The organism is Amycolatopsis sp. BJA-103, from assembly GCF_002849735.1.
Taxonomy (GTDB): Bacteria; Actinomycetota; Actinomycetes; order Mycobacteriales; family Pseudonocardiaceae; genus Amycolatopsis.
On the sequence record NZ_CP017780.1, the window covers coordinates 8,999,712 to 9,015,781 of the forward strand.

The 16,070-nt window shown below is 66.8% G+C and carries 18 protein-coding genes, 1 tRNA gene and 1 other RNA gene; 13 read left to right on the plus strand and 7 right to left on the minus strand.

Annotation, left to right across the window (positions count from 1 at the left end; all coding sequences use genetic code 11):
* The first annotated feature begins 91 nt into the window (after positions 1–91).
* From BKN51_RS40825 to BKN51_RS40860, 8 genes are all read left to right on the plus strand, one after another.
* Positions 92–685 carry a TetR family transcriptional regulator gene (locus BKN51_RS40825; protein ID WP_101612633.1) on the plus strand — a complete coding sequence of 198 codons (594 nt, stop codon included), beginning with the start codon at positions 92–94 and terminating at the stop codon, positions 683–685.
* An 83-nt stretch (positions 686–768) separates the two neighbouring features.
* Positions 769–842 (plus strand) — tRNA-Met (locus BKN51_RS40830).
* 279 nt (positions 843–1,121) lie between these two features.
* Positions 1,122–1,622, plus strand: coding sequence for a PadR family transcriptional regulator (locus BKN51_RS40835; RefSeq protein WP_101612634.1), 501 nt, complete (start codon positions 1,122–1,124; stop codon positions 1,620–1,622).
* 66 nt (positions 1,623–1,688) lie between these two features.
* A complete protein-coding gene (prfB, locus tag BKN51_RS40840; protein WP_101612635.1) occupies positions 1,689–2,792 on the plus strand; it encodes a peptide chain release factor 2 in 1,104 nt (367 codons plus the stop codon).
* Positions 2,793–2,927: 135 nt separating this feature from the next.
* Positions 2,928–3,617 carry a cell division ATP-binding protein FtsE gene (ftsE, locus tag BKN51_RS40845; RefSeq protein WP_005168409.1) on the plus strand — a complete coding sequence of 230 codons (690 nt, stop codon included), beginning with the start codon at positions 2,928–2,930 and terminating at the stop codon, positions 3,615–3,617.
* A gap of 51 nt (positions 3,618–3,668) precedes the next feature.
* Complete coding sequence (gene ftsX, locus BKN51_RS40850) at positions 3,669–4,562, plus strand: permease-like cell division protein FtsX (RefSeq protein ID WP_101612636.1); 894 nt, start codon at positions 3,669–3,671, stop codon at positions 4,560–4,562.
* 52 nt (positions 4,563–4,614) lie between these two features.
* On the plus strand, positions 4,615–5,097 hold the full coding sequence (gene smpB / locus BKN51_RS40855) for an SsrA-binding protein SmpB (protein ID WP_101612637.1): 483 nt from the start codon (positions 4,615–4,617) through the stop codon (positions 5,095–5,097).
* The gene (locus BKN51_RS40860) at positions 5,094–5,990 is read left to right on the plus strand and encodes an amidohydrolase family protein (protein WP_101612638.1); all 897 of its coding nucleotides are present in this window, start codon (positions 5,094–5,096) and stop codon (positions 5,988–5,990) included. The genes smpB and BKN51_RS40860 overlap by 4 nt, the downstream gene beginning before the upstream one ends.
* Here the strand turns inward: BKN51_RS40860 and BKN51_RS40865 are convergent.
* The 5 genes from BKN51_RS40865 to BKN51_RS40885 form a co-directional block, all read right to left on the minus strand.
* Complete coding sequence (locus BKN51_RS40865; protein ID WP_101612639.1) at positions 5,980–7,305, minus strand: acyltransferase family protein; 1,326 nt, start codon at positions 7,303–7,305, stop codon at positions 5,980–5,982. The genes BKN51_RS40860 and BKN51_RS40865 overlap by 11 nt on opposite strands.
* Before the next feature lie 93 nt (positions 7,306–7,398).
* On the minus strand, positions 7,399–7,650 hold the full coding sequence (locus BKN51_RS40870; RefSeq protein WP_101612640.1) for a hypothetical protein: 252 nt from the start codon (positions 7,648–7,650) through the stop codon (positions 7,399–7,401).
* An 81-nt stretch (positions 7,651–7,731) separates the two neighbouring features.
* On the minus strand, positions 7,732–8,373 hold the full coding sequence (locus BKN51_RS40875) for a response regulator transcription factor (RefSeq protein ID WP_101612641.1): 642 nt from the start codon (positions 8,371–8,373) through the stop codon (positions 7,732–7,734).
* A gap of 52 nt (positions 8,374–8,425) precedes the next feature.
* Positions 8,426–9,565: a sensor histidine kinase gene (locus tag BKN51_RS40880; protein WP_101612642.1), complete on the minus strand. Its 1,140-nt coding sequence runs from the start codon at positions 9,563–9,565 to the stop codon at positions 8,426–8,428.
* A complete protein-coding gene (locus BKN51_RS40885) occupies positions 9,562–10,257 on the minus strand; it encodes a sensor domain-containing protein (protein WP_101612643.1) in 696 nt (231 codons plus the stop codon). The genes BKN51_RS40880 and BKN51_RS40885 overlap by 4 nt, the downstream gene beginning before the upstream one ends.
* A 156-nt stretch (positions 10,258–10,413) precedes the next feature.
* Here BKN51_RS40885 and ssrA point away from each other — a divergent pair.
* Positions 10,414–10,786: a transfer-messenger RNA gene (gene ssrA / locus BKN51_RS40890) on the plus strand.
* Positions 10,787–10,828: 42 nt separating this feature from the next.
* Here ssrA and BKN51_RS44750 read toward each other — a convergent pair.
* The gene (locus BKN51_RS44750; RefSeq protein WP_255414902.1) at positions 10,829–10,960 is read right to left on the minus strand and encodes a hypothetical protein; all 132 of its coding nucleotides are present in this window, start codon (positions 10,958–10,960) and stop codon (positions 10,829–10,831) included.
* A 224-nt stretch (positions 10,961–11,184) separates the two neighbouring features.
* On the opposite strand from BKN51_RS44750, the gene BKN51_RS40895 reads away from it, so the two are divergent.
* From BKN51_RS40895 to BKN51_RS43410, 3 genes are all read left to right on the plus strand, one after another.
* Positions 11,185–12,441, plus strand: a complete 1,257-nt coding sequence (locus BKN51_RS40895) for an HNH endonuclease signature motif containing protein (protein WP_101612644.1) — start codon at positions 11,185–11,187, stop codon at positions 12,439–12,441.
* 64 nt (positions 12,442–12,505) lie between these two features.
* Entirely contained in the window at positions 12,506–13,243 is a 738-nt protein-coding gene (locus tag BKN51_RS40900) for an alpha/beta fold hydrolase (protein WP_101612645.1), read from the plus strand.
* Between the two features lie 135 nt (positions 13,244–13,378).
* Entirely contained in the window at positions 13,379–13,594 is a 216-nt protein-coding gene (locus tag BKN51_RS43410; RefSeq protein ID WP_146044386.1) for a hypothetical protein, read from the plus strand.
* Here BKN51_RS43410 and BKN51_RS40905 read toward each other — a convergent pair.
* Complete coding sequence (locus tag BKN51_RS40905) at positions 13,582–14,367, minus strand: IclR family transcriptional regulator (protein WP_101612646.1); 786 nt, start codon at positions 14,365–14,367, stop codon at positions 13,582–13,584. The two genes, BKN51_RS43410 and BKN51_RS40905, sit on opposite strands and share 13 nt — an antisense overlap.
* 175 nt (positions 14,368–14,542) lie before the next feature.
* Between BKN51_RS40905 and hutH the strand changes: the two genes are divergently transcribed.
* Positions 14,543–16,069, plus strand: a complete 1,527-nt coding sequence (gene hutH / locus BKN51_RS40910; RefSeq protein ID WP_101612647.1) for a histidine ammonia-lyase — start codon at positions 14,543–14,545, stop codon at positions 16,067–16,069.
* The last annotated feature ends 1 nt before the right edge of the window (position 16,070 follow it).

Consider the following 16,070-nt stretch of genomic DNA (forward strand, 5'->3'; position numbering starts at 1 on the left):
CACTCCTTAACGACGTTAAATTGACCTGCGCCCAGCGTGCCCTTAACATCGTTAAATTGTCAAGGCGGTACAGCGGGAAGAGGGTTCAAAAGTGGGTCTGACCAGGCAGGACATCGTCCGCGCCGGGCTGCGGCTGCTCAACGAAGTCGGGCTCAACGGGCTCACGCTGCGCCTGATCGCGCAGGAACTGGGGGTCAAGGCGCCGGCGCTCTACTGGCATGTGAAGAACAAGCAGGAGCTGCTCGACGAGATGGCGACGCTGATGTACGCCGACGCCATGCCCGGTCGCACGCCGGGAGTCGTGGGAGAGCGGGAGTCTCTCGAATTGGCGTCACGGCAGATGCGCCGGATGATGCTCGCTTACCGTGACGGCGCGAAGGTCTTCTCCGGAACATTCCTGACCGACGACACCCTGCTCACCGACAATCCGTTGCAGCCTCGTGTCGACGCGGGACTGAAGCAGTACCTGGTCGGACGAGCGTTGTTCACCGTCTACAGCTACGTCATCGGCTTCACCATCGAAGAGCAGGCCGTTTACCCGGTGCCGGGCGAGCGGGACCCGCGTTATGACACGACGTCCACGGTCTGGGTCTTCGACGAGGACGTCGAGGGCAGGTTCGGCGACGGGCTGACGATGGTGCTCGACGGCGTCTTCGCTTGGCTGGATGACAAAGTTTCGCCATAAAGGCAGGTCAAGGGCCCTTCGGAAAGTTAAGGGTACCCCCCTGAAACCCGGTTTCGCCCCCATGTAATCTATTAACACAACGACGCGGGGTGGAGCAGCTCGGTAGCTCGCTGGGCTCATAACCCAGAGGTCGCAGGTTCAAATCCTGTCCCCGCTACAGAGAAAACGAGGCGCGGGTCTGCGGAAATCGCAGACCCGCGCCTCTTTGTTTTCCGGTTTCGTGGCGCGTGTGCCCTCCGGGGCGATCACCCGCCGTCGTTGGTCGGGGCGGGGGACGCGTACCGCTGTCCGTGGCGAAGGCCGGTTGCGCAGCGTGTCCGGTCCATTGTGGACAGGCGTAGTGCGTTGGGCCGAATGAGCGCATATCACTAGCCACAATGGACAGATGTGCTGACCACAGTGGACACAGGTTCCGAAAAGTGGGACCGTAGAGTACGTGTCCGAATTGAATGCAACAGCCGCCGCACTGCTCGGTCTTCTCCACGACGGTCCCGCCACGGGCGGGCAACTGGTCGCGGGGGCGGGTGAGCGTTTCGGCGCCTTCTTCAGCGTGACCCGCAGCCAGGTGTACCGGGAGCTCCCCGCCTTGTCGAAGGAGGGCCTCGTCCGCCTCGGCAAGCAGGGCCCGCGGTCGAGCCAGCAGTACCTCATCACCGCGGCGGGCAAGAAGGCGTTCAAGACGTGGCTGTCCTCCGAAGCCGGTCCTGACCACCTCCGCAGCCCGCTGATCCTGCGTCTCGTGCACGCCGGTTCGCTGACGGTGAAGCAGCGCTCGACGCTGCTCGAGTCAGCGCGTACCAGCTACACCCAGCAGCTCGACGAAGCCAAGGCCGCCACCAAGAGCGCTGACGGTCCCTACGCCAAGGCAGTCGCCGAGTTCGCACAGGCGCAGGCGAAAGCGGCACTGAAACTGCTGGATTCCATCCCCCAGTCCTGACCCGGACAGGTACCCACGGCCGGTTCCCCGCAACCGGCCGTGGGTTTTGCCGTAACCTTGTCCGACGTGAGTGATGAGTTCGATGCGGCCCTGAAGGACCTGACCGGCAAGCTGACGCAGATCGAGTCGGTGATGGACCTGGACGCGCTGCGTGCCCAGGTGGCCGAGCTGGAGGAACAGGCGTCCAGCCCGAACCTCTGGGACGACCCCGAAGCGGCGCAGAAGGTCACCAGCCAGTTGTCCCACCGGCAGAGTGAGCTGCGACGCATCTCCGAGCTGCGGCAGCGGCTCGACGACCTGGGCGTCCTCTATGAACTGGCCGAGGCCGAGGGCGACTCCGCCAGCGTGACCGAGTCCGAGTCCGAGCTCACGGCGCTCACCAAGGACATCGACGGCCTCGAGGTCCGCACGCTGCTGTCGGGTGAATACGACCAGCGGAACGCCGTGATCACCATCCGGTCCGAAGCGGGTGGAGTTGACGCGGCCGACTGGGCCGAGATGCTGCTCCGGATGTACCTGCGCTGGGCGGAGCGGCACCACTACCCGACGGACGTCTACGACATCTCCTACGCCGAAGAAGCGGGCATCAAGTCCGCCACGTTCAAGGTGACCGCGCCTTACGTCTACGGCACGCTCTCGGTCGAGCAGGGCACGCACCGGCTGGTGCGCATCTCGCCGTTCGACAACCAGAGCCGTCGCCAGACCTCCTTCGCACACGTCGAGGTGATGCCCGAGGTCGAGGAGGTCGACCACGTCGACATCCCCGAGAAGGACATCCGCGTCGACGTGTACCGCTCGTCCGGCCCCGGTGGCCAGAGCGTCAACACGACGGACTCGGCGGTGCGCATCACGCACATCCCGACCGGTGTGGTCGTTTCGTGTCAGAACGAAAAGTCGCAGCTGCAGAACAAGGCGGCCGCGATGAAGGTCCTCCAGGCGCGGCTGCTGCTGCGGAAGAAGGAGGAGGAGCGCGCCGAGATGGACGCGCTCAAGGACGGCGGCTCCAGCTGGGGCAACCAGATGCGCTCCTACGTGCTGCACCCGTATCAGATGGTCAAGGACCTGCGGACCGAGTTCGAGGTCGGCAACCCGTCGTCCGTTCTCGACGGTGAGATCGACGGTTTCCTGGAGGCGGGCATCCGCTGGCGCAAGCAGTCCGGAGCCGCGTAACAACCCTGCGTGAGAGAGCAAGGGACCTTTGCTGTCACTTTCCGGAAGAGAGTGAGAGCAAAGGTCCCTTGCTCGCTTGGCCGCCGGGACCGGGCTACCCGGGCTTAACGACCGGCATGGGTAGTATGCCGAACCGTGATCCGGCTCGAAGAGGTTTCCAAGGTCTACAAGACCTCGACCCGTCCCGCCCTCGAAAGGGTGTCGGTCGAGATCGACAAAGGTGAGTTCGTCTTCCTGATCGGTCCCTCGGGGTCCGGGAAGTCGACCTTCCTGCGTCTCCTGCTGCGCGAAGAGGTGCCGAGCAAGGGTCGCGTGATGGTCTCCAACTTCGACGTCGCCAAGCTCGCCCGTCGCCGGGTGCCGCGTCTGCGGCAGACCATCGGCTGCGTCTTCCAGGACTTCCGACTGCTGTCGAACAAGACCGTCGCCGAGAACGTCGCCTTCGCGCTCGAAGTCATCGGCAAGCCGCGTCCCACGATCCGCAAGGTCGTGCCCGAGGTCCTCGAACTCGTCGGCCTCGACGGCAAGGCCGACCGCCTCCCCAACGAACTCTCCGGTGGTGAGCAGCAGCGTGTCGCGATCGCCCGTGCGTTCGTGAACCGCCCGCTCGTGCTGCTCGCCGACGAACCGACCGGGAACCTGGACCCCGACACCAGCCAGGACATCATGTTGCTGCTGGAGCGGATCAACCGCACCGGCACGACGGTGCTGATGGCCACCCACGACCATTCGATCGTGGACTCGATGCGGCGAAGGGTCGTCGAGCTTCAGCTCGGCAAGGTCATCCGTGACGACGCCCGAGGCGTCTACGGCATCGGCCGCTGACCGGCCCCGCCCTCCTCCGTAACCCACGACTTCCAAGGGACATCAACCCCGATGCGCGCCAGTTTCGTCTTCAGCGAGGTAGTCACCGGCTTGCGCCGGAACGTCACGATGACCATCGCGATGATCCTCACCACCGCGGTCTCCCTCGCCATGCTCGGCTTCGGTCTGCTGGCCGTCGGAACGATCGACAAGATGAAGGCCAACTTCCTCGCCGACGTCGAGGTTTCGGTCTATCTGGTCAACGACATCAGCTCGGGTGACCCGAACTGCTCGCAGTCCGCCTGCCAGTCGCTGCGCCAGGACCTCCAGGGCAACGACGGCGTCGAGTCGGTCGTGTTCGAGAACCGCGAGCAGTCCTACGAGCGGTTCAAGAAGATGTTCGAGAGCCAGCCGGAACTGCTCGCGCTGACCGGGCCGGAGGCGCTGCCCGCGTCCCTGCACGTGAAGCTGAAGAACCCCGAGCGCAGCCAGGCGATCATCCAGGAGTACACCGGCAAACCCGGCGTCAGCAAGGTCGACGACCAGCAGAAGGCACTGGACCGCGTGTTCAACGCGCTCAACGGTGTGCGGAACCTGGCCTTCGGTGCCGCGCTGATCATGGCGATCGCCGCGCTGATGCTGATCGCCAACACGATCCAGGTGTCGGCGTTCACCCGGCGCACCGAGGTCGGCATCATGCGCCTGGTCGGCGCGACCCGGTGGTACACGCAGCTGCCGTTCCTCCTGGAGGCGGTGGTCGCCGGCCTTGTCGGTGCGATCATCGGCATCGTCTTCCTCGTGCTCACCAAGGTGCTGTTGCTCGACCTGGTGCTCACGGGTGACGTGTTCCCCGCGGTCGGCATGCTCGAATTGCTGTTCCCGGTGGCGCCGATCCTGCTCGCCGTCTCGGTCATCATTTCGGCCATCACCGGCTACGTGACGCTGCGCCTGTACGTGCGCCACTAACCGCCCCGATAACCACCTGCCCGAACACAGAAACTCACGTAGAGTCGCCGCTATGCCCAAGGAACGTGGACACAAGGTGATCGTGTCGAACCGCAAGGCTCGCCACGATTACTCCATCCTCGATACCTACGAAGCCGGTCTCGTGCTCGTCGGTACCGAGGTGAAGAGCCTGCGTGAAGGACGGGCATCGCTGGCCGACGCGTTCGCCACGGTGGACGACGGCGAAGTCTGGCTGCGCAACGTGCACATCCCGGAGTACGTGCAGGGCACCTGGACGAACCACACGCCGCGGCGCACCCGGAAACTGCTGCTGCACCGCCAGGAGATCGAGCGGCTCATCGGCAAGACCAAGGAGAGCGGTCTTTCCCTGGTCCCGCTGTCGATGTACTTCAAGGACGGCAAGGTCAAGGTCGAGATCGCGCTGGCGAAGGGCAAGAAGTCCTACGACAAGCGCCAGGACATCTCGAAGCGAGACGCGGACCGCACCATCAGCCGGGCCTTGGGCCGGGCGCTGAAGGGCCGGTACAACGATTGATCCACGGACCCGCCTCGGACGCCGAGATCCCCGGATGGATCTCGGCGCTGGGCATCGACGGGCTCGTGGACCTTCACCTGCACTTCCTGCCGAAGCCGGTGATGGACAAGGTGTGGGCCTACTTCGACCAGGCCGAAGAGCACTACGGCATGGCCTGGCCGGTGCACTACCGGACCTCGGAAGAAGAGCGGATCGCCACGCTGCGCTCGTTCGGCGTGCGCAAGTTCGCGCCGCTGGTCTATCCGCACAAGCCGGGGATGGCCGAATGGCTGACGTCCTGGGCGCTGGAGTTCGCCGAACGCGTCCCGGACGCCGTGCCGACGGGCACCTTCTACCCGGAGCCGTCGGCGTTGTCCGTTGTGGACGGTGCGCTGCGCGCGGGTGCCCGCTGTTTCAAGGCGCACGTCCAGGTCGGTGCCTACGACCCGCGTGACGAGCTGCTGGACGGCGTCTGGGGCGCTTTGGCGGACGCGGGCGTCCCGGTGGTCGTCCACTGTGGACACGGACCGTTGAAGGGCGCCTACACCGGGCTACGACTGTTCGAAGAGATCCTCGTGCGGCATCCCGCTCTGACGCTGGTGCTCGCGCACGCCGGCATGCCGGAGATCGACTTCGCCTTCGAGCTGGCGCGGAAGTATCCGCGCGTGTACCTCGACACCACGATGGTCGGGGTGGAGTTCACCGAGCGCGGCAACCCGCTCCCGCCGGACTGGACGGACCTGCTGGCGGAGTTCCCGGACCGCGTCGTCCTCGGCACCGACTTCCCCAACATCCCGTACTCCTACGCCACACAGCTGCAGGCGATCGCCGGCTGGGCCGCCGACGATCGCCTGGGTGAGCCGTTCCTGCGAGCGGTGCTGCACGACACCCCCGCGAAACTGCTCAGCGTTTGAGCTGGGCCACCTCGGTGACGGCCACCGCGCGGCCGAGCAGCCGCGCTCCCAGGTCCGAGACCGGGATCTGCTTGCCCGCCAAGAGGAATCCGCCCGTCGCCAGCGCGACCCACGGCACCGGGCCCTGCGCGAGACCGTCGCTCAGCGGGGCGAAACCGTGCGCGGCCAGTCCGAGCAGGCCGCCGGCGATCGCCAGTCCGGCCACGACGAGCTGAGGCGTCTGCGCGGTCGAAGCCGGGCCCGAGCTCTGCGTTTCGAAGCGAGCGAAGAGCCGCAGGAGGCCGAGCAGCACAAGTCCGCAGGCGCCGAGCCAGGCCGGGACCATCGTCAGCCACAGCACGGAACCCGGTTCGGGGGTCTCGTAGCCCAGGCCGTAGACCGCGACGCCGGAGACGACGATCAGGGCGGGCATGTGCCACAGGTAGACGCTCATGAACCGCGGGCCGATCCACTTCAGGGCGGCATCGAGGTTCGGGCGGGCGGCCAAGGCGTTCAGTTGCGGTTTGAAGGCCAGCAGGAGGCCGATCTGGCCGATCGCGAGGAAGGCCAGCAGCACGGTCGGCGGGCTCATGTTGGACACCGGGGCGCCCGGCATGCCGATCATGCTCGCGGGGTACGGGCCGAAGGCGACCATCAGCGCGGTGATGCCGAAACCGGCGGCGGACATGCCCAGCGCGGCGTTGCGGCTCAGTGCGCCGAGACGGCCCTGGGTGTAGTGGAAACCGAGCTGGTGCACGGCCATCCAGACGAAGACGGCGTTCGCGAAACCGATCAGGCCGAGGTCGTTGAAGCGGGCGACGTCGACGAGGACGGCGGCGGCGAGCATCACGAGCGGGACCTTGAGACCCCAGCGGCGATGCGCCGCGGCCAGCATCGGGGTGAGCAGCACGGTGAGCACGTACACGGCCAGGAACCACAGCAGCTGCGCGGCGATCGCACCGCCGACCTGAAGCGGTTGCTCCGGGATCCCCATGCCCCGCAGGATGTCCGGGACGAAGAGCCAGACGGCCACGAGCGGCAGCACCGGGATCATCAGCCGCTTGAGGCGGGCCGCGAGCCAGGAGCGGGAACTTTCCGCGCGGGAAAGGGAGATCAGGTTCGCCGCGCCACCGGCGAAGAAAACCAAGGGCATTACTTGCGACAGCCAGGTCAAAACCCACCAGCCGGGCGTCGCGAGGGCGTTCCCGGTGGAGAGATGGCCGTCGGCGTAGGAGAGCACCGGCATGCCCCAGTGCTGGACGACGACCGCGAGGATCGCGACCGCTCGGACGATGTCCAGGAACCTGTCCCGGCCCTGTTTCTGGCTCGTGTGCATGGAAATGAGCCTGGTGCTTCAGGGCTGCGAAAACAGCGGGGTGGGCCGCCGTATCGATCTTCCGGTTTTCGCCCTTCGAAGGTGGAGTTTTCCCTACCCCACACCGTCCGATTCGGGCTCCGGTCGTGGCGCGGGCTCCGGAACCGGGGCGGAACACAGCCGGAACTCCCAGCAGTCGTCCTCGGCGCGGCCGAGTTCGTACCGGGTTTCGATCTTGGGCCCGTCGTGCAGATGGACGTGTTTGAGGACGGTGCCCGCGACCGGCTCGGTGTCACCGAGTTCCTGGACACGTCCGTCGAGGGGCCCGCCGAAGAAGCGGGCGCTGTGGGAGGGCCGGTCGGTCATGGGTCCTCCTCGGTTCGGCTCGTCACTCACCAACAGTCTGCCCATGTTAGGTGAGTGACGGCTTCGCCACCAAGAGCTACTTCAGCGTCCTAAGTAAGTGAGGACCGCGCGGACGCGGCGATGTTCTTCGGAGCTCGCTTCGAGGCCGAGCTTCGAGAAGATGTTGCCGATGTGCTTCTCGACGGCGCCGTGCGAGACGACGAGCGAGTTCGCGATGGCGTTGTTGGACAGGCCCTGCGCCATCAGCCCGAGCACCTCGGATTCGCGCGCGGTGAGCGCGTCGAGGGGGTTCTTGCGGCCTCGGGCCATCAGCTGCGCGATGACGTCCGGGTCGATGGCCGTGCCGCCGCCGGCGACGCGCTTGACCGCGTCGAGGAAATCCCCGACGTCGGCGACGCGTTCCTTGAGCAGGTAACCGACTCCGCCCGCGCCGCCGGACAGGAGCTCGACGGCGTAGCTCTCTTCGACGTACTGCGACAGCACCAGAACGGGCAGCCCGGGGATCGCCTCACGGGCGCCCAGCGCCGCGCGCAGGCCCTCGTCGGTGAAGGTGGGCGGCATCCGTACGTCGACGATCGCGAGATCCGGCCGGTGCTCCTTGACCGCGCCCAGCAGATCGTCGCCGTTGTCCACGGCCGCGACGGTCTCGATCTTCTCGTCGGCGAGCAACCGGATCACCCCCTCGCGCAACAGAACCGCGTCCTCGGCGATGACAACCCGCATCCTGCCCCCAGCGTCGTGAGTGAATGGCAGAGCCTATTCACTCACGAGCGGGTCACCATTGACACGGCAGGTCCGCGCGAATCACCGTCGGGCCACCGGGCGGGCTGACGACGGTGATGACGCCGTCGATCGTGGCCGCGCGGTCGGCGAGACCGGCGAGACCGCCGCCGGGCCGGACCTCGGCGCCACCGTGGCCGTTGTCGGTGATCTCGACGATCACCATCGAGTCGGAGCGCCACACCTTTACGCCTGCTTCGGTCGCTCCGGCGTGCTTCGCGATGTTCGTCAGCGTCTCGCCGACGATGAAGTACGCCGTCGTCTCGACCGCGGCGGGCGGCCGCGGCTCGACGTCCACCTGGACGTCGACGTGGATCGGGGACTTAGCGGCCTGAGCGGACAGCGCCGCGTCGAGGCCCCGGTCGCCGAGGACGGCGGGGTAGATGCCCCGGGCGAGGTCGCGCAGTTCCGACACCGCGAGCTTGGCGTCGAGGTGCGCTTCGTCGATCAGGTCGCGGACGGCGTCCGGATCGTTGTCGAACTTCGACTTCGCGCGGCCGAGGCTCATCGCGACGGCGACCAGGCGTTGCTGCGCGCCGTCGTGCAGGTCACGCTCGATGCGGCGGCGTTCCGCCTCGGCGGCGTCGACGCCACGAGCCCGCGACGCCTGCAGCCGCTCGGCCTTCTGCTCCAGCCGCTGGGTGCGGTTCGGGCCGAGGAAGCTGAACGCCAGGTTGCCGTGCAGCCAGCCGATCCACGGCGTCACCCAGATCGCCATCGGCAGCAGCACGATGGACGCCAGCGCGATGGGGAGTTCCAGGCAAGCCAGCGGGAACGCCACCATCAAGTAGGCGAGGTCGCGCCAGGTCGTCGGGTCGGTCAGCCGGGTCAGCCAGCGCTTGACGAGCGAAAGGCCCTCCAGTGGGAGGCGTTCGACCGGCTCCAGCGGGGTGCCGAGCATCTTCCGCGCCCAGCCGCGCTCGCGGTCGGCGGACCAGCGGATGAAGTTGGTCGTGGCCAGGAGGATCGGGAAGCCGATCCACACCGCCACCGTCGCGATGCCGACCGACAGGCCGACGATGATCAAGACGAACTGGAGCAGCCGCAGGACGAAGCTGACGATCATGTAGACGATCGACTTCAAGGGCCGCGGCCGCGGAATCTCGACGTGCTGGATCTGCTGGTCGATCGTCATCCGTTCACCGTGCTCATCTTCGGAACCTCGCCCCATGAATCCTCCAGACGGCGGCGCTGGGCGTGAGTGGGCCCGAGCAGCGCCGTCGCCAGCCGGGCGTGCATCCCCGCCAGTGCCTTCGTCAACGCTACCGAGAGCGCGATGCACAGCACGCCGAGAGCGGCCCAAGGCAAGGCCGAGACCGTCGAGTCGACGGTGAACCACGGAACGTCCCAGTTCGGGAAGCGGTACTCGCCGCCCGGCAGGAACCGGTAGTAGATCGGCAGGCCCGCGAGACCGAGACTGGTCGACCAGAACGCCGTGACCAGGACGAACTCGATGATCCCGAGCGGGAAGAGCAGGAAGAAGTAGCCGAGGTCGCGCCAGGTCGAGCCGTCCTTCAACCGCGCCTTCCACCGCACGGACTGGCCGGCGGCGGGCAACGGGAGGTACGGCAGGTCGATGTAGCGGTCGAGCAGCGCGTACACCCTGGCGCGTTCCATCCGGGCCGCCCCGCGGACCGACAGGATCACCAGCGCGAGGATGGGCAACCCGATCCAGACGATCGCCGTGCCGATGCCCGCCCAGATGAACGCCATCAGGAGCGCGAACGCGCACACGCCCATCGGCAGGTTCATCAGCAGGTAGGCCAGGGAGCCGCCGAACGACGGATCGGACCTGCTCAGCTCCCGCTCGGCCGCTAGCGAACTCATGGTCGTGCTCCTCTCCAGGGTCGATGGCACAAGCATCGTCCCCAGGAGGGGCGGGCGACATGGTGCCCGCGGGCATCTCCCGGGTGGGGTTAGCCCCACCTGCGGGATTAACCCGGTTGCCGTCCGCGTTATGCTGTACAGGTTGTGTCCCACCAAGGGGGTGAACGGTTTCGACTTTGGACGTTGAATCAGGAGAAGCGTGCCGGTGCAGGCGAGAGACCACCGTAAGCGTCATCGCAAACCAATAAGCGCCGAGCCTAAGAGCCAGCGCGAGTTCGCTCTTGCTGCCTAAGCAGTAGAGTGACTCTGTCGGTCCGGGGTTGCCTCCGACCCGGTCACCGGCATCAGCTAGGAGGCTTACCGCCGCACTCGGCTACGGGGTGTGGTTGGGAATCAAACAGTGGCTGGGCTCGTCACTTCAGCTCGTTCGCGTGACTGAAGGGGCCAAGTAGAGACATAGCGGACTGCGCACGGAGAAGTCCTGGTGACACGCCAGAGGACCCGGGTTCAATTCCCGGCACCTCCACTGGTCGACGGAAGCGGCTCTGCCCCTCGGGGCGGGGCCGCTTCTTCATGCGGGTCGTGCGGCGGCGTGGTGCCGCTGCCGCTCTTGTTCCCAGATCGACTCGGCGTCGAGGTCGCGGTACTCGGCCCGCAGGCGCCGGGCCAGAAGGTAGAAGCCCGAGCTGGGCTGTCCGGTCACCTTGGAGACGACGAGCGCGCTCCACAATGGTTCGGTGCGGTCCGCGGCGCGAATCGACGCTTGTCGATAAGGCGGTTGTCGGCGTTACAGTTCGCGAAGCGCCTGAAGGTGTCTACGGTGCTCTATAAAATCCCAGTTTTGACCTCTTTGGGTGATCGTGCTCGAGGTGATGTCACATGAATATGCGATAGCACACCTGTTCGATTCGACGTATCGTTGATGTCGTGGCCAGCGACGATGCATCCCAGACGACACCCGCCGAGTGGTGGCGTGTCGATACTGCGACGCTGCATGCCCGCAAACAGGAACTAGAAGTTCTGAAGCGGCAATTGGATGCTGAGCAGAACGCGATTCTCGCGGAAATCAATATTCGTGGGGTTCGTGGGTGTTCGGGTCATGCGACGTTGTCGGCGATGATTTTCGAGGACCTCCTTGTGACTGACAAGGAGGCCGATGCTCGTGCTGATCGGGTGCTGGCGTTGCATGCGGGGGTGGCGGTGGGTGGTGATCGGGTACCGCCGCTGGCTCCGTTGACCGCTGATGCCGCTGCGGAGGGTGCGATCGGTGGTTCGCAGATCGACGCGATCATCCGCACTCTGGCGCGTATCCCGTCGTTTGTTCCGGAAGAGGACGTGCGGGGCGGGGAGAAGATCCTCGTGGATCTGGCCCGGCATGCCGGGCCTCGCACGATCGCCCAAGCCGGACGGAGACTCCTGGACAAGCTCGATCCCGATGGGAAAGCACCCCGGGACGAGAACCCGAAGGACGCGCGGCCGGAGTTGCGGTTCGTCAAGCACCGCAACGGCACCTTGGGTTTGAAGGGCACGCTCGATCTGGAGACCTACGCACGGTTGAAGTCCGACCTCGACCCCATGGCCAAACCCCACAAAGCCATCGACGGAGTCCGGGACTCCCGCACCCAGGACGAACGCTACGGGGACGCCTTCACCGACTATGTGCGGTTGAAGACCACGAGCCGGAACCTTCCCGGCCAGGCGGGCGAGGCCACGCACATCCTCGTGACCATGTCTTACGAGGACCTGATCAGTGACTTGGGTGAAGCTCATTTGGATCTGGTCGGGCCGATCAGCGCCACCGACGCAAGGATCCTCGCCTGCGATGCCCGTGTCCGGCCCGGTGTTCTGGGCACAGCTGGGGAACCCCTCGACATCGGCCGCTCCAAACGCACCGTTTCCCTTGCTCAGAAATACGCGCTCACCATCCGCGACGGCGGGTGTGCCTTCCCAGGCTGCGACATGCCCGTGCCCCGCTGTACGGCACACCACATCGTTTTCTGGCGACACCACGGCGAAACCAAAATTGACAACCTGGTCCTGCTCTGCACCAAGCATCACCGGCTCATCCATCACAGCGAATGGAAAGTCCAGATCGCCCAGGACGGACTCCCCGAATTCACCGCCCCGGCCTACCTCGACCCCATAGGAGAACCGAGGCGCAACACCATGCACCTCAGGACATGAACCGACCCGCTTGGCCGCCTATTCGGGCATCAGGGAAGCAATTCTCCGGGATACGCTCGCGAGCATGCGGCTTCACGTACATCAATGGGGATCAGGACCTCGCGTCGTGCTCGTCCACGGCGTGCTGCTCGGCGGCCGGGAGGCGTGGCGGGCTCAGCGCCCGTTGACCGAGCGGTGGACGTTGCTCGCACCCGACCGCCTCGGCCACGGGAAATCGCCGGATGGTGTGCAGGATTTCGAGGTCGACGCGGGTTTGATCGCGGAGCAGGTGCTCGACGAGCCCGCACATCTGGTCGGGCTGTCCTATGGCGCGATCGTCGCGATGCTCGCGGCCGCGCGGAGGCCGGAGATGGTCCGGACGCTCACGGTGGTCGAGCCGCCCGCGACCGGGGTCGTCCGAGGTGACGAGGTCGTCGACGCGTGGGACGGCGAACTGCGGCAGCTCCTCGCGGGCTCGCTGGACGACCCTCGCGAGGTCTTCGAAGCGTTCTTCCCGCTCGCGGGTGTGCCGCTGCCCATCCCGGATCCGGTGCCGGAAACGTTGCGGCGCGGTGCCCGCGCGTTGCTCGGGATGCGGCCGCCGGGAGACGCGGAAATACCGCTCGATGTGTTGGCCTCAGCGGATTTCCCGATGCTCGTGATCACGGGTGGCCATCGGCAGGAGTACGAAATCATCGCCGACGCGATCGCGGACAGGACCGGCGCGGACCGCGACGTCGTGGCGGGGATGAGCCATTTGGTGCCTGACACGGGTGCGCCGTTCAATGACCGACTCGAGTCCTTTTTGAATCACGGAGCGTAGCCAAATCTAGATCATTTTCATCTCAATTCACCCGCGCCGGGAACTGTCGAGGGGTGGGATGTCATGCTAGGTGTCCGACCATGGCCCTCTTTCGAACCGACCCCGTGTCGCCGGAGGGCCGGAAGAAGGTGGCAGATGACCTGGGCTAGGCATTCCAGTCGTCCCGACCCCGCTGAAGACCAGAGCCGGATGGCGGGTGTGCGCGCGGAAGAAGAAGTCCGCCTCACCCTGCAGAACGGCAGAGCCGCGCGAACCGTCGCCGGGCACTCTTCGAGTGCTCTCGACTGTGCGGAACTGCTGGCGATGCTCGGTCTTGAGGGAGTCCAGAAGAGGCACGCTCAGCGCACCTGACCCCCGATCCGGGTGGTCAGTTCGGCCGCGGTCAGACGGACCTCTTCCGCGAGGTCAGGCCAAGTTTCCTTGCATCCCTCGGCTCCCGGGCAGAGGTGGCGGAGGGTCACGCTGATCGCGGCCATCGGCCGGCCGCCGTGGTCGAAGACCGGGCAGGCCACCGAGGCGAATCCTTCGGTCACGTGACCGTCCTCGACCGCCCAACCGAGTCTACCCTCAGCGTTCAGCGTGCGGCGTAGCTCGGCGAGGGTGCGCGGGCCGCGGCCGGTGCGCAGGACGAACGCCGACGCGGCCGGGAAGAGCGCACGCACGTGTGGTGACGGCAGGTGCCGCAGCATCGCCCTGCCCGACGCCGTGAGCTGGCCGGGCAGCCGGACGCCGACCTCGGTGACCAGGGTTTCCGGTCGTGTGGGGCGCTCTTTGACCAGGTAAAGCGACTCGTTGCCGTGCAGTACGCCGAGATGAGCGGTGTGGCCGACCCGGTCGGCCAGCTTGCGCAGCAGCGGGACGGCGAGCCGTTCCAGCGGGTCGTGCCGCAGATATGCCGAGCCCAGTTCGAACGCGGCGATGCCGAGTCCGTAGCGGCGTTCGGTGGGTAAGTGCGTCACGAAACCGGCGGCCTCCAGCTCGGCGAGCAGGTGATACGTCGTCGAGCGCGGCAGATTCAGCTCGCGCGCGATCGCGGCCGCCGACACCGGCCCTGGCCGCGCGGCCAGGGCGCGAAGGATGCCGAGTCCGCGTCGTAGCGCTGGCACTTCGCTGCTCTCACCCATGCCGACCTCCTGTCTCGCTCAACGGCGATAGCAGGGGACCTTTGCTCTCGCTTCTCTCAATGTTGAGGCAAGCGAGAGCAAAGGTCCCTTGCTCCCGCGGGGTGTGTCTTGGATACCAGACACAACCACCGGTTGGGGCCGCCCACCAGCGGGCATGGCGTTGTCCAATGGGGCTATGCCGGAAACCGTACTTCTGGGGTCCGAATCGCTTCGGCCCGAACAGGTCGTCGCGGTCGCCCGTGACCACTCGCCCGTCGCGGTCAGCGAAGCGGCCGAGAAGAACCTCACCGCGACGCGTCAGCACATCGACAACCTCGCCCACGCCGAGGCGCCGACGTATGGCGTTTCGACCGGCTTCGGGGCGCTCGCCACCAGGCACATCCCGCTCGAGAGCCGTACCGCGCTCCAGCGGTCGCTGATCCGTTCGCACGCGGCGGGCGCGGGCCCGGTCGTGGAGACCGAGGTCGTGCGCGCGTTGATGCTGCTGCGTCTCCGCACCCTCACCAGCGGTTACACCGGCGTCCGCCCGCAGACCGCGCAAGCGCTTGCGGCCCTGCTCAACGCCGGGATCACCCCGCTCGTCCACGAGTACGGCTCCCTCGGCTGCTCCGGCGACCTCGCGCCGCTGGCCGCTGTCGCGCTCGCGCTGATGGGGGAGGGCGAAGTCGAGTACAACGGCGAAGTCGTCCAGGCCGCCGTCGCGCTGAAGCACGCTGGGATCGAACCGGTCGTTCTCGCGGAGAAGGAGGGCCTCGCCCTCACTAACGGGACCGACGGCATGCTCGGCATGCTCCTGCTGGCCGCAGCAGACCTGCGCAAGCTTCTCGACACCGCCGACATCACCGCGGCGATGAGCGTCGAAGCGCTCCTCGGCACCGATCGCGCCTTCGCCGCCGACCTCCAGGCCCTGCGCCCGCACCCGGGGCAGGCGTTGAGCGCCCAGCGCATGTGGACCACGCTCCAGGATTCGAAGATCGTCGAGAGCCACCGCGGCCCGGACTGCAACCGCGTCCAGGACGCGTACTCGCTCCGCTGCTCGCCGCAGGTGCACGGAGGCGCACGGGACAGCCTCACGCACGCCGAGCTCGTCGCCGAGCGTGAGCTTCACTCCGCGGTCGACAACCCGGTCGTGTTGTCCGACGGCCGCGTCGAGTCGAACGGCAACTTCCACGGCGCCCCGGTCGCGTACGTGCTCGACTTCCTCGCCATCCCGCTCGCGGATGTCGCCAGCATCGCCGAGCGCCGCACGGACCGCATGCTCGACAAGGCCCGTTCGCACGGCTTGCCGCCGTTCCTCGCGTTGGACCCGGGCGTCGATTCCGGTCACATGATCGCCCAGTACACGCAGGCGGCCGTGGTCAGCGAGCTCAAACGCCTCGCGGTGCCGGCGTCGGTCGACTCGATCCCGAGCAGCGCCATGCAGGAGGACCACGTCTCCATGGGCTGGTCCGCCGCGCGCAAGCTGCGCAAGGCCGTCGAGGGTCTCAACACCGTCCTCGCCATCGAACTGCTCACCGCCGCGCGGGCACTCGACATGCGCGCGCCCCTGGTCCCGTCGCCGGTCACCGGCCGGGTCCGGGATCTCGTCCGCACCAAGGTCGAGGGCCCCGGCCCCGACCGTCATCTGGCGCCGGAGATCGCCGCCGCCGAAGAACTCGTCGCGTCGGGTGCCGTCCTCGCCGCGGCCCAACTGGAGGTCTGAG